General features: G+C 72.1%; 14 protein-coding genes. 7 read left to right on the forward strand and 7 right to left on the reverse strand.

Annotated elements, in window-relative coordinates; all coding sequences use genetic code 11:
* Positions 1-155: 155 nt before the first annotated feature.
* Entirely contained in the window at positions 156-854 is a 699-nt protein-coding gene (locus tag M8H82_RS34820) for an O-methyltransferase (RefSeq protein WP_308293303.1), read from the forward strand.
* A gap of 84 nt (positions 855-938) precedes the next feature.
* Here M8H82_RS34820 and M8H82_RS34825 read toward each other — a convergent pair whose 3' ends face one another.
* Positions 939-1,106, reverse strand: a complete 168-nt coding sequence (locus tag M8H82_RS34825; RefSeq protein WP_003966491.1) for a DUF3117 domain-containing protein — start codon at positions 1,104-1,106, stop codon at positions 939-941.
* Positions 1,107-1,449: 343 nt separating this feature from the next.
* Between M8H82_RS34825 and M8H82_RS34830 the strand changes: the two genes are divergently transcribed.
* The gene (locus tag M8H82_RS34830) at positions 1,450-2,241 is read left to right on the forward strand and encodes an enoyl-CoA hydratase/isomerase family protein (protein ID WP_250079465.1); all 792 of its coding nucleotides are present in this window, start codon (positions 1,450-1,452) and stop codon (positions 2,239-2,241) included.
* 60 nt (positions 2,242-2,301) lie between these two features.
* Here the strand turns inward: M8H82_RS34830 and M8H82_RS34835 are convergent, their stop codons facing one another.
* Together M8H82_RS34835 and M8H82_RS34840 are read right to left on the reverse strand one after the other, a co-directional pair.
* The gene (locus M8H82_RS34835) at positions 2,302-2,877 is read right to left on the reverse strand and encodes a DNA-3-methyladenine glycosylase I (RefSeq protein WP_308293302.1); all 576 of its coding nucleotides are present in this window, start codon (positions 2,875-2,877) and stop codon (positions 2,302-2,304) included.
* Positions 2,874-3,218: a DivIVA domain-containing protein gene (locus tag M8H82_RS34840; RefSeq protein WP_250079489.1), complete on the reverse strand. Its 345-nt coding sequence runs from the start codon at positions 3,216-3,218 to the stop codon at positions 2,874-2,876. The genes M8H82_RS34835 and M8H82_RS34840 overlap by 4 nt, the downstream gene beginning before the upstream one ends.
* Before the next feature lie 133 nt (positions 3,219-3,351).
* Between M8H82_RS34840 and folP the strand changes: the two genes are divergently transcribed.
* A complete protein-coding gene (gene folP, locus M8H82_RS34845) occupies positions 3,352-4,212 on the forward strand; it encodes a dihydropteroate synthase (RefSeq protein WP_250079467.1) in 861 nt (286 codons plus the stop codon).
* A gap of 30 nt (positions 4,213-4,242) precedes the next feature.
* Here the strand turns inward: folP and M8H82_RS34850 are convergent, their stop codons facing one another.
* Both M8H82_RS34850 and dapE read right to left on the reverse strand, forming a co-directional pair.
* On the reverse strand, positions 4,243-5,001 hold the full coding sequence (locus tag M8H82_RS34850; protein ID WP_250079469.1) for a TIGR00730 family Rossman fold protein: 759 nt from the start codon (positions 4,999-5,001) through the stop codon (positions 4,243-4,245).
* Between the two features lie 136 nt (positions 5,002-5,137).
* Positions 5,138-6,217, reverse strand: a complete 1,080-nt coding sequence (gene dapE / locus M8H82_RS34855) for a succinyl-diaminopimelate desuccinylase (protein ID WP_250079471.1) — start codon at positions 6,215-6,217, stop codon at positions 5,138-5,140.
* Positions 6,218-6,300: 83 nt separating this feature from the next.
* Here dapE and M8H82_RS34860 point away from each other — a divergent pair, with 83 nt between their 5' ends.
* Positions 6,301-7,266 carry a heavy metal transporter gene (locus tag M8H82_RS34860; RefSeq protein ID WP_250079473.1) on the forward strand — a complete coding sequence of 322 codons (966 nt, stop codon included), beginning with the start codon at positions 6,301-6,303 and terminating at the stop codon, positions 7,264-7,266.
* A 311-nt stretch (positions 7,267-7,577) separates the two neighbouring features.
* A complete protein-coding gene (locus M8H82_RS34865; RefSeq protein ID WP_250079475.1) occupies positions 7,578-8,033 on the forward strand; it encodes an ATP-binding protein in 456 nt (151 codons plus the stop codon).
* Between the two features lie 63 nt (positions 8,034-8,096).
* On the opposite strand, the gene M8H82_RS34870 is transcribed toward M8H82_RS34865, so the two are convergent.
* Positions 8,097-9,191 carry a bifunctional succinyldiaminopimelate transaminase/glutamate-prephenate aminotransferase gene (locus tag M8H82_RS34870; RefSeq protein ID WP_250079477.1) on the reverse strand — a complete coding sequence of 365 codons (1,095 nt, stop codon included), beginning with the start codon at positions 9,189-9,191 and terminating at the stop codon, positions 8,097-8,099.
* A gap of 109 nt (positions 9,192-9,300) precedes the next feature.
* On the reverse strand, positions 9,301-9,621 hold the full coding sequence (gene fdxA, locus M8H82_RS34875; protein WP_003985062.1) for a ferredoxin: 321 nt from the start codon (positions 9,619-9,621) through the stop codon (positions 9,301-9,303).
* Between the two features lie 140 nt (positions 9,622-9,761).
* Here fdxA and M8H82_RS34880 point away from each other — a divergent pair, with 140 nt between their 5' ends.
* Together M8H82_RS34880 and M8H82_RS34885 are read left to right on the forward strand one after the other, a co-directional pair.
* On the forward strand, positions 9,762-10,772 hold the full coding sequence (locus M8H82_RS34880) for a GNAT family N-acetyltransferase (protein ID WP_250079479.1): 1,011 nt from the start codon (positions 9,762-9,764) through the stop codon (positions 10,770-10,772).
* A 30-nt stretch (positions 10,773-10,802) separates the two neighbouring features.
* Positions 10,803-11,654, forward strand: a complete 852-nt coding sequence (locus tag M8H82_RS34885) for a transglutaminase-like domain-containing protein (protein WP_250079481.1) — start codon at positions 10,803-10,805, stop codon at positions 11,652-11,654.
* Positions 11,655-11,657 lie beyond the last annotated feature (3 nt).

An 11,657-nucleotide genomic window follows, 5' to 3' on the forward strand; every position in this document is an offset into this window, starting at 1 on the left:
TCGCCCGTTAGCTCCGGATAAGCGGTTTTACGAGAAATTGATCTGGGCTGGCACGGCTCATGCGACTGCGTCAGCATGTGCTCGATCCCCCGCCCGCCGTCGTGATCCAACCGTGTCCCCCCTGTCGTCTCCCACCCTCCTAAACGCCTGGTCCCATCTGCGGGTTCCCGGGCGCAGCGGATACAGTCACGCCCAGGCAACCACGGGGACAGGAGAGGGTCATTACCGGCAACCGGCAGACGAGCTGGGCGTTCGCCGACGCCTATGTCGCCGAGGACGACGCGCTGCGCTGGGCCCGTGAGCGGGCCCGCGAGGCCGGCCTGCGCACGGTGTCGCCCGGCACGGGCTCGGCGCTGCGGTTGCTCGCCGCCACCGTGGACGCGAAAGCGGTCGCGGAGATCGGCACCGGGACCGGCGTCTCCGGCATCCATCTGCTGCACGGCATGCGCCCCGACGGCGTCCTGACCACCGTGGACCCCGAGCCGGAGCACCAGCAGTTCGCCCGGCAGGCCTTCCGGGCCTCCGGCTTCGCCAGCAACCGGGCGCGGTTCATCCCCGGCCGCGCGCTGGAGGTGCTGCCCCGGCTCGCGGACGCCGGCTACGACCTGGTCTTCTGCGACGGTGACCGGCTCGAGTTCCTCGACTACCTCGCTGAATCGTTGCGCCTGCTGCGTCCGGGTGGCCTGGTGGTCTTCGAGGGCGTCTTCGCCAACGGCCGTACGGTCGACTCGGGCCCGCAGCCGACGGAGGTGCTGCGGCTGCGCGAGCTGCTGCGCGCGGTGCGCGAGAGCCAGGATCTGGTGCCGTCGCTGCTGCCGGTGGGCGACGGCCTGCTGTGCGCGGTCAAGCGCTGAGCGTCGCCGCGCAGGCCGGGCAAGCAACAGCCCCGGCACCTCGAAGGATGCCGGGGCAGCTGAAAGGGTATGGTCGCTTGCGCGTCAGCCGACGACCTTCTTGAGGGCGTCGCCGAGCGCGTCGGCCTCGTCCGGGGTCAGCTCGACGACGAGCCGACCGCCGCCTTCGAGCGGAACGCGCATGACGATGCCCCGCCCCTCCTTGGTCACCTCGAGCGGGCCATCACCCGTTCGCGGCTTCATGGCCGCCATGCTCGTTCCCCTTCCTGAAACCAGCTCATCGTCAAAGCCGACGGCCCCATGAGGGCATGCGCGGTCCTGGCGGGACTCGCGACACCGGCATCGAACACATTGCTTCCCAGCCATTATCCCGCATCGCAGGACCCGATGACCAACATCGGTCGGCATCGCTTGGGCAACGCGCGCGAGCAAAACCACTCAATTCGGCGATGTGACTGCGATACTGCGCCGCCGCAAGCCTGTCCGCCGAACGAAAACCGGTCCGATTTCTTTGACACAGGTCACACGTGCGGTCCCGGTGATCTCCGCCATGCTGTCCTCAGACATGAGCCGCGAACACCGGAGGGGACCCGACATGGCCGACACCGTGCTCTACGAGGTGAGCGACGGACTCGCGACGATCACGCTGAACCGCCCCGAGGCGATGAACGCGCTGAACATCGAGTCGAAGGTCGCCCTGCGGGAGGCGGTGACCGAGGCCGGGGCGGACTCCTCCGTACGGGCCGTGCTGCTGACCGCCGCCGGTGACCGGGCGTTCTGCGTGGGCCAGGACCTCAAGGAGCACATCGGGCTGCTGGCCGAAGGGTCCGGTCAGGTGATGAGCACGGTGCGTGAGCACTACAACCCGATCGCCCTGGCCCTGACGTCGATGACCAAGCCCGTGGTGGCCGGGGTGAACGGCGTCGCGGCGGGAGCCGGGTTCGGCTTCGCTCTCGCCGCGGACTACCGGGTCGTGGCCGACTCGGCCGCCTTCAACACGTCGTTCGCGGGGGTGGCGCTGACCGCGGATTCCGGGATCTCGTGGACGCTGCCTCGGGTGGTGGGGCCGGGGCGCGCCGCTGACCTGCTGCTCTTCCCCCGCAGCGTGAAGGCTCAGGAGGCGTACGAGCTGGGGATCGCGAACCGGGTGGTGCCCGCGGAGTCGCTCCGCGAGGAGGCGGAGAAGGTGGCTCGGGCGTTGGCCTCGGGGCCGACGGTGGCGTATGCGGCGATCAAGGAGGCCGTGGCCTTCGGGTTCTCGCACTCTCTGGCGGAGACGCTGGAGAAGGAGGACGAGCTGCAGGCCCGGGCGGGGGCGTCCGAGGACCATGCGATCGCCGTGCGGGCCTTCGTGAACAAGGAGCAGCCGAAGTACTTGGGCCGGTAGGGGGCCTGAGCGCCGTTCGGGTGTGCGGGGCGGGCTGGTCGCGCAGTTCCCCGCGGTCCCCTAACGCACGTTCCTCGCCACGCAGGTTTCCAAGTGGTCGTTGACCAGGCCGCACGCCTGCATCAGGGCGTAGGCCGTCGTCGGTCCCACGAACCTCAGCCCCCGCTTCTTCAGGGCCTTGGACAGGGCCGTCGATTCCGGAGTCACCGCCGGGACGTCGGCCAGGGTCTTGGGGGCCGGGGCCGGGTCCGGGGCGTGGGACCAGATCAGGGCGTCCAGGTCGCCCGGGGCCCAGTCGGCCAGGGCGCGGGCATTGGCCAGGGTGGCGTCGATCTTGGCTCTGTTGCGGATGATGCCCGCGTCGGCCAGCAGCCGGTCGCGGTCCTCCTCCGTGAAGAGCGCCACCTTCTCGATCCTGAAGCCGGCGAAGGCGGCGCGGAAGCCGGGGCGGCGGCGCAGGATCGTGATCCAGGAGAGGCCGGACTGGAAGGCCTCCAGGGAGAGCCGCTCGAAGAGGGCGTCGTCGCCGTGGACCGGGCGGCCCCATTCCTCGTCGTGGTACGTCACGTACTCCGGGGCGGACAGGCCCCAGGGGCAGCGCAGGGCGCCGTCGGGACCGGCGAGGGCGAAGGTCACCGGTCCTCCTCGGTCGGCTTCTCCATGGAGAGGCGGGCGCCGGACCGGGCGCCGGCCAGGGCGGACTCCAGATCGGCGATACGGGCGTCCCGCTCGGCCAGCTCCGCGCCGAGCCGGCTGAGGGCGTCGTCGACGTCCGCCATGCGGTAGCCGCGGGCCGCCAGGGGGAAGCGGAGGCTGTCGACGTCGGCGCGACGGACCGGGCGGTCGAGCGGCAGCGGGTCCTGGAGGCGCTCCGGGGCGGCCTCCGGCAGCGGGCCGCCTCCCTCGCCGCCGCCCACCACCGCGAGGGTCACGGCGGCGACCACGACAGCGAGCGCGACGACCAGGAACAAGAACATAACCATCGCTGAGGCCCCCACGGACGGTGCAAGTGTGCGGTCGAGTGTGTCAGGGTCCGATCGTGCCATGCGACTCTGACAGTTAGGGTCACAGACGGCCGATGATCAGGACGTACGGAGAGGTTCACAGCGGATGCTCAGGCTGGGCAGGCGTGAGTTCGGCACGCATGAGCCGGTGATCATGGCGATCGTGAACCGGACCCCGGACTCCTTCTACGACCAGGGGGCCACGTTCCGCGACGAGCCGGCCCTCGCGCGCGTGGAGCAGGCCGTGGCGGAGGGTGCGGCCATCATCGACATCGGCGGGGTGAAGGCCGGGCCGGGCGAAGAGGTGTCCGCTGCGGAAGAGGCGCGGCGGACGGTGGGGTTCGTGGCGGAGGTGCGGCGGCGGTTCCCCGATGTGGTGATCTCGGTGGACACCTGGCGGGCCGAGGTCGGCGAAGCGGTGTGCGAGGCCGGGGCGGACGTGCTGAACGACGCCTGGGGCGGGGTGGATCCCCGGCTGGCGGAGGTGGCCGCCCGGTACCGGGTGGGGCTGGTGTGCACGCACGCCGGGGGCGCGGAGCCCCGTACCCGTCCTCACCGGGTGACGTACGACGACGTCATGGCCGACATCCTCCGGGTCACCGTGGGGCTGGCCGAGCGGGCGGTGGCGCTGGGGGTGCCCCGGGAGTCGGTGATGATCGATCCCGGGCACGACTTCGGGAAGAACACCCGGCACAGCCTGGAGGCGACGCGGCGGCTGGCGGAGATGGTGGACACCGGGTGGCCGGTGCTGGTGTCCCTGTCCAACAAGGACTTCGTCGGGGAGACGCTGGACAAGCCGGTGAAGGAGCGGGTCGTGGGGACCCTGGCGACGACGGCGGTGTCGGCCTGGCTGGGCGCACAGGTCTACCGGGTGCACGAGGTCGCGGAGACGCGCCAGGTGGTGGACATGGTGGCGTCGATCGCGGGCCACCGCGCACCGGCGGTGGCCCGGCGGGGGCTGGCGTAGGACTCCCCTGCCCCCGCCTCGCGTGCCGCGCTAGCGGCCCGCCTCCTTCGACACCAGGGCGACCGCCTCGTCCACGTCGTCCGTGACGTGGAAGAGCAGCAGATCCTTCTCGGACGCCTTGCCCTGGGCCACCAGGGTGTTGCGCAGCCAGTCCACGAGGCCGCCCCAGTACTCCGTACCGAAGAGGACGATCGGGAACTGGGTGACCTTCTGCGTCTGGACGAGGGTCAGGGCCTCGAAGAGTTCGTCCAGCGTGCCGAGGCCGCCGGGAAGCACGACGAACCCTTGCGCGTACTTGACGAACATCATTTTTCTGACGAAGAAGTACCGGAAGTTCAGGCCGATGTCGACGTAGGGGTTCAGCCCCTGCTCGAAGGGCAGCTCGATGCCGAGGCCGACCGAGACGCCGTCCGCCTCGCAGGCGCCCCTGTTGGCCGCCTCCATGGCGCCGGGCCCGCCGCCGGTGATGACCGCCCAGCCGGCCTCGACCAGGGCGCGCCCCAGCCGGACCCCCGCCTCGTAGTCGGGCGAGCCCTGAGGGGTCCGGGCGGAACCGAAGACGCTGATGGCGGGCGGCAGTTCGGCGAGGGTGCCGAAGCCCTCGATGAACTCCGACTGGATGCGCAGGACGCGCCACGGGTCGGTGTGGACCCAGTCCGAGGGTGCGCGCTCGTCCAGCAGCCTCTGGTCCGTCGTGCTCTGCTGCACCTGACCGCGCCTCCGGAGGACGGGTCCCAGGCGCTGCTCCTCCGGCGGCTGCTTCTTGCCCTCGGGGTTCCCGGTAGCCATGTGCGCTCCCTCCACTTGCCGTCGTTCCACCTCAGCGTAGATCTACGCGGGTTACGGAGGGGGGACATCGGCATGTCCGGCGCCCCCCGATCCCCGTGTTCCCCCGCGTCCCCCGCGCTCCCCCGCCTCCTTTCCCTCAGGACGTCAGCCAGGTCCGCAGGCGTTCCTCGCCCGCGAGGATCTTGGCCGTCTCCACCCGCTCGTCCCGCTTGTGCGCCAGGTGCGGGTTGCCGGGGCCGTAGTTGACCGCCGGGATGCCGAGGGCGGAGAAGCGGGAGACGTCCGTCCAGCCGTACTTGGGCAGCGGGGTCCCGCCGACCGCCGTGATGAAGGCGGCCGCCGCCGGATGGGACAGTCCCGGCAGCGCCCCGGGGCTGTGGTCGTCCACCACGAACTCCTCGACCCCGCAGTCCGCGAACACCTCGTGGACGTGGGCCAGCGCCTCCTCCTCGGTCCGGTCGGGGGCGTAGCGGAAGTTGACCGTCACCACGCACTCGTCGGGGATGACGTTGCCCGCCACCCCGCCCGAGATGCCGACCGCGTTCAGGCCCTCCCGGTACTCCAGGCCGTCGATCACCGGCCGGCGGGGCTCGTAGGAGGCGAGGCGGGCCAGGATCGGGGCGGCGGCGTGGATGGCGTTGGCGCCCATCCAGCCGCGCGCCGAGTGCGCCCGCTCGCCCTTGGTGCGCAGCAGCACCCGCAGGGTGCCCTGGCAGCCGCCCTCCACCTGGCCGTCGGACGGCTCCAGCAGCACCGCGAAGTCGCCGGCCAGCCACTCGGGGTGTGCCTCGGCCACATGGCGCAGGCCGTTGAGGTGTGCGGCGACCTCTTCGTTGTCGTAGAAGACGAAGGTCAGGTCGCGGTTGGGGGCGGGGACCGTCGCCGCGATGCGCAGCTGTACCGCCACCCCGGACTTCATGTCGCAGGTTCCGCAGCCCCAGAGGATGCCGTCGTCGTCCAGCCGGGAGGGGACGTTGTCCGCGATCGGGACGGTGTCGATGTGGCCGGCCAGGATCACGCGTTCCGTGCGGCCGAGGTCCGTGCGCGCCACGACGTTGTTCCCGTACCGGTCGACCGTCAGGTGCGGCAGGGCCCGCAACGCGGTCTCGATCGCGTCCGCGAGGGGCTTCTCGGTGCCGCTCTCGGAGGGGAAGTCGACGAGCCGCGCGGTGAGCCGGGCGGCGTCCAGCGTGAGGTCAAGCGGGGTCTCGGGCATGCCCTCGACCCTAGCGCCCCCGCCTCGCGGCCACTTTTCCCACCGGACTCCGGCCTCGGTCTACTCTCCAGTACCTTGTACGCGTGCCAGAGCCGTCCCCCACTCCTCGACGCCGCCGCGGCCGCCTCTTCCGTTTCGGGGCGGCCTTCGTGGTCCTGCTCGCCGTCGCGGGTTATCTCGTCGTCCAGTACGTCACCGGCGGCGCCGGAGCGCCGGGCTGCAAGGTCGTCTCGGCCGACGGCGACGGGGCGACGTACGAGTTCACGCCCGAGCAGGCGGTGAACGCGGCGACGATCGCCGCCGTGGGCACCGGGCGCAACCTCCCCGAGCGGGCGGTGACCATAGCGCTCGCCACCGCGCTCCAGGAGTCGACGCTGCGCAACATCGACCACGGCGACCGGGACTCGCTCGGCCTGTTCCAGCAGCGGCCCTCGCAGGGCTGGGGCACCGAGCAGGAGGTCATGGACCCGACCTACTCGGCCGGGATCTTCTACGACCACCTGGTCAAGGTGGACGGCTACACCGAGCTGCCGCTCACCGTCGCCGCGCAGCGCGTCCAGCGCAGCGGCTTCCCGGACGCGTACGCCAAGCACGAGCCGGACGCCACCCTGCTCGCCGCCGCCCTGACCGGCCACTCCGCCGCCACGCTGACCTGCGACGGGCGCCCGGACGACACACGGGTGACGGGAACCGACGCGGTACGGACCGCGCTCGCCCGGGACTTCGGGCGGGACGTGCTGCAGCCTGCCGGTGCCGTGGTCGGCGGCGGGGACCCCACTCCCGCGGCCTCCCCCGGCGCCGGGAGCGACGGGCGGACGCTCACCCTGCCCGTCGCCGAGGGCGGTGGGCGCGCGGTGACGCAGCGCGGCTGGCAGCTCGCCCACTGGGCCGTGGCCAACGCCTCCGCCCTGCGCATCGAGCGTGTGCAGTACGCCGGGCGGGAGTGGACCGCCGGGAACACGGACAGCCAGTGGCGCGCGGTCGAGACCGACGGGGCCGCGGGCGCCGAGCGGAACACGGGGTCGGTCCGGGTCGTGACCGCTCAGTAGTGCGGTAAGCCATCCGTACGGGTTACCGCGCGGGCCGGGGATTTCCGCGGTGCGCGGGTTTTGGCGGGGGTATCGGCGAATCCCGGAAAATCCTTGGGATCAAAGGGCTGTAAGGATTCGGCAGGCTTTCCGCGCGCGGACTATTTGCCCGTTTTTATCCACAGCCGATAATGCGACGCATTACCAATTCTTTACGTTACTTCGCCGCAACCTTCGCGGACTTCGAGCGGTAGTCACTGCGTCCGGGCCGGAGATCACCTCCGGCCGAGGACATCACCGTTCTCACCAGACAGACCCGTCGAAGGAGCATCATGACCCTCCCCCTGACCCGCCGCATCGCCCGTGCCGCGCTGCTCGTCGCTGCGGGAGCGGCCGCCGGGGTCGGTACGGCCGGCTCCGCCAGCGCGGCCCCCGAACTGCCCGCCGCCAAGAACCTCGGCGGCCTGACCGCCCTGGACGCGGCGAGCGTCGGCAACACGGCCGACGCTGCGGCGCAGAGCGCCACCGGGCTCGCGGGCGAAGCCGGCGCCCAGGCGGTCGAGAAGGCGGTGCCGGCCGCGGGCAAGACCGGCGGCAAGGCGGTCAAGAAGGCGACGCCCGTCGCGCAGAAGACCGCCGGTGACGCGGCCGGGTCGGCCGGGGACGTCCTCGGCGACACGGCGTCCACGGCGACCAAGGGCGGTCTGCCGACGGACTCCCTGACCAAGGGCGGGGGCCTGCCGCCGGCCGGCTCCCTGCCGGTCGGCAGCCTGCCGCTCGGAGGCTGATCCTTCCGGCCGTACGCCGAAGGGGCCCAGGAGTCTTCTCCTGGGCCCCTTCGGCGTACGTCCTCAGGACAGCCGCCGCACAGCTTCCCGGACCCTCTCGTCCGTCGCCGTGAACGCCACGCGTACGTAGCTCTCGCCGGCCTCGCCGTAGAAGTCGCCCGGCGCCACCAGGATGCCCAGCTCGGCCAGGTGCGCCACCGTGTCCCAGCAGGACTCCCCGCGGGTGGCCCACAGGTAGAGGCTGGCCTCGCTGTGCTCGATGCGGAAGCCGTGGTGCAGGAGGGCCGTCCGGAGCGCCTCGCGGCGGGCGGCGTAGCGGTCGCGCTGGACGCGGACGTGGTCGTCGTCGCCCAGGGCCGCGATCACGGCCGCCTGGGTCGGCGCCGACGTCATCATGCCGCCGTGCTTGCGGATCTCCAGCAGCGGGGCGAGGACCTCCGAGTCACCGGCCAGGAAGGCGGCGCGGTAACCCGCCAGGTTCGAGCGCTTGGAAAGGGAGTGGACGGCCACGATGCCCTCGTACGAACCGCCGTTCACGTCCGGGTGCAGCACCGAGACCGGGTCGGCCTCCCAGCCCAGCTCCAGGTAGCACTCGTCGGAGAAGAGCAGGATGCCGTGCGACCGGGCCCAGGCGACGATCCGGGTCAGCTCCTGCTGGGACAGGACCTTGCCCGTCGGGTTGGAGGGGGAGTTGAGCCACAGCAGCTTCAGGCCCTCGGGGTCCAGCGCGGTCGGGTCGTCGTAGACCTCGTACCCGGCGCGGGCCAGGCGGGCGCCGACCTCGTAGGTCGGGTAGGCCAGGCGGGGGTAGGCCACGCGGTCGCCGGGGCCGAGGCCCAGCTGGGTGGGGAGCCAGGCGACGAGTTCCTTGGAGCCGACGACCGGCAGGACGTGCCGGTGGGTCACCTCGCGCGCGCCGAGCCGGCGTTCCACCCAGCCGGTGAGCGCGTCGCGCAGCTCCGGCGTGCCCCAGACCGTCGGATAGCCCGGCGAGTCGGCCGCCTCGATCAGCGCTTTCTGCACCAGCTCGGGCACCGGGTCGACCGGGGTGCCGACGGACAGGTCGACGATGCCGCCCGGATGCGCTGCGGCCGTCGCCTTGTACGGCGCCAGCTTGTCCCAGGGAAAGGCGGGAAGACGGTCGGAGACTGCGGACACGGGGATCTGGCTCACTTTCTCGTCCGTACGGCAAACGCCCCGGCCCCGCAGGCGATCGAGGGTGATCAGGCCGTGCGGGACCGAGGCGGCGCGGCGATGCGGGCCGCTCTCAGCCGTTCTGCGGCGGCAGCGCGGCGATGAAGGGGTGGTCCCGCTCGATCAGACCGAGCTTGCTGGCGCCGCCGGGGGAGCCGAGCTCGTCGAAGAACTCGACGTTCGCCTTGTAGTAGTCCTTCCACTCCTCCGGAGTGTCGTCCTCGTAGAAGATCGCCTCGACCGGGCAGACCGGCTCACAGGCTCCGCAGTCGACGCATTCGTCCGGGTGGATGTACAAGGACCGGGAGCCCTCGTAGATGCAGTCGACCGGGCACTCCTCGATGCACGCCTTGTCCTTGACGTCGACACAAGGCTGCGCGATGACGTAGGTCACGCTGTCGTTCCTCCTCGATAGGGCGCTGGCGGGCCTCCACAGGCTCCGCCGCCTGGCGCGCGGGAGCGCGGCGTCGTCGATGCCCGCCCCTAGTATCTCCGTTCCGGGGCACGATCCGAACAGGAGGGGTGAACAGACCTGTGGAAATCTCTGCGACGGGGCGCCTTGAGGTCCGTATCACCGCTGCTGACGTGGGCAAACGGGTCTCCGTACGGCGCCTGAACGATCCTGCGCGGGCGGGTGAGAAGTTCACCGACACGGTGGGTGTTCTCGCATCATGGGACGACGGTGTGCTGCTGATCACACGGAAGAGCGGCGAGACCGTCCGCATCGCGGAATCGTCGCTGGTCGCGGGGAAGGTCGTGCCGAGCGCTCCGGCCCGTCGCCGGGGCCCCGCCGCCTCGTACGAGGAACTCGCGCACGTCTCCGCGCGCGCGTGGCGCCCGGTGGAGAGCGAACGGCTCGGCGCGTGGGAGCTGCGGGCCGCCGCCGGCTTCACCCGCCGCGCCAACTCCGTGCTCCCGCTGGGCGATCCGGGCCTGCCCCTGGACGAGGCGCTGTCCGTCGTACGGCGGTGGTACGGCGAGCGCGGGCTGCCCGCCTACGTCCAGACCGCGACCGGCGCCGAGGGCACCCAGGAGCTGCTGTGCGCGGAGCTGGAGGGGCGGGGCTGGACGCGTGAGGTGACCGCCGAGCTGTGGACCGGGGCGCTGGCCCCGCTGGCGGACCGCGAGGAGCCCGCCGGGGTCGTGCTGTCCCGGACGGCGGACGAGGCGTGGCTGGCGCGTTACCAGCGACGGGGCCTGAGCGAGGTCGCCCTGAAGGTGCTGGGCAGCGGTCCCTCGGTGTGGTTCGCGACCGTTCCCGGTGCGGACGGCGTCCCTGCCGCCATCGGGCGGTGCGTCGTCGACGGGCGGTGGGCGGGCTTCGCCGCCGTCGAGGTCGATCCCGCCCTGCGGCGCCGGGGGCTCGCCTCCGCCGTCATGGCCGCGCTGGCCGGACGCGCCCTGGACGAGGGGGCGTCGGCGGCCTGGCTGCAGGTCGAGACGGACAACACCGCGGCACGGGCGCTGTACGCCGGGACGGGCTTCTCGGCGCACCACGCGTACCACCACTACCGCGAGCCGGGGAACTCCGGCTCGCGCCGGTAAGCGATCGCCGTGGAAGGGCACGAGCCTGCTATGTCTCACCCCCACCCCCCGCCTCCCGAACGATCGATCGAACTGCGTCGGCGCTTCGCCGAGGAGGCCCGCTGCGAGCGGCCCGATCTGTCGACGCTGTGTCTGCTGGTGGGCGCCGAGGCGGACGGCGCGCTGGACGACGACGGACTGGACGCGGCCCAGATGGAGCTGGACCGGCTGGCCGGGCAGCTGCCGTTCCGGCCGGGCGGCCCGCGCTCCTGGGCCGTGTCCCTGCGCGAGCTGCTCGGCGACCGGCTCGGCTTCCGGGGCACCCCCGGGGACTACCAGCGGCTGGAGTCCTCGCTGCTGCACGAGGTGCTGCGCCGCAGGCGCGGGCTGCCGATCCTGCTGTCCGTGGTGTGGATGGAGGTGGCGCGCAGGGCCGGGGCGCCGGTGTACGGGCTGGCTCTGCCGGGGCACTTCGTCGTGGGCTTCGGGGAGCCGGAGGAACAGGTGCTGGCCGATCCGTTCGACGGCGGCAGGGCCATGACCGGGGCGGACGCCGAGCTGCTGGTGGCCGGGGCCACGGGGGCGTCGCTGCATCCGTCGATGCTGGTGCCCGCGGCGCCGCTCGAGGTGGTCGCGCGGATCCTGAACAACGTCCGGGCCTGGGCCGCGGCCCGGCCCGAGCGGTCGGACGTGGCGCTGTGGGCCGTGGAGCTGGCGCTGCTGCTGCCGTCGCATCCGGCGCGGCTGCGGTACGAGCGGGCTCAGCTGCTGGTGCAGCGCGGGGACTTCGTCGAGGGGGCGGTGGAGCTGGAGGCGTACGCGGAGGTGGTGGCGGCGGTGGATCCGGGTGCCTCGGCCCGCGTCAAGCAGCAGGCGCACGCCGCGCGGGCCATGCTCAACTGACGG

The sequence above is a fragment of the Streptomyces sp. YS415 genome (genome assembly GCF_023544665.1).
Classification (GTDB): domain Bacteria; phylum Actinomycetota; class Actinomycetes; order Streptomycetales; family Streptomycetaceae; genus Streptomyces.

Excerpts from the sequence above, each read along its gene's own strand:
- M8H82_RS34825 (WP_003966491.1), bottom strand. The coding sequence starts at position 1,106 with ATGGCGGCCATGAAGCCGCGAACGGGTGATGGCCCGCTCGAGGTGACC.
- M8H82_RS34830 (WP_250079465.1), top strand. The coding sequence starts at position 1,450 with ATGGCCGACACCGTGCTCTACGAGGTGAGCGACGGACTCGCGACGATC.
- M8H82_RS34840 (WP_250079489.1), bottom strand. The coding sequence starts at position 3,218 with ATGTTCTTGTTCCTGGTCGTCGCGCTCGCTGTCGTGGTCGCCGCCGTG.
- folP (WP_250079467.1), top strand. The coding sequence starts at position 3,352 with ATGCTCAGGCTGGGCAGGCGTGAGTTCGGCACGCATGAGCCGGTGATC.
- M8H82_RS34850 (WP_250079469.1), bottom strand. The coding sequence starts at position 5,001 with ATGGCTACCGGGAACCCCGAGGGCAAGAAGCAGCCGCCGGAGGAGCAG.
- dapE (WP_250079471.1), bottom strand. The coding sequence starts at position 6,217 with ATGCCCGAGACCCCGCTTGACCTCACGCTGGACGCCGCCCGGCTCACC.
- M8H82_RS34865 (WP_250079475.1), top strand. The coding sequence starts at position 7,578 with ATGACCCTCCCCCTGACCCGCCGCATCGCCCGTGCCGCGCTGCTCGTC.
- M8H82_RS34885 (WP_250079481.1), top strand. The coding sequence starts at position 10,803 with ATGTCTCACCCCCACCCCCCGCCTCCCGAACGATCGATCGAACTGCGT.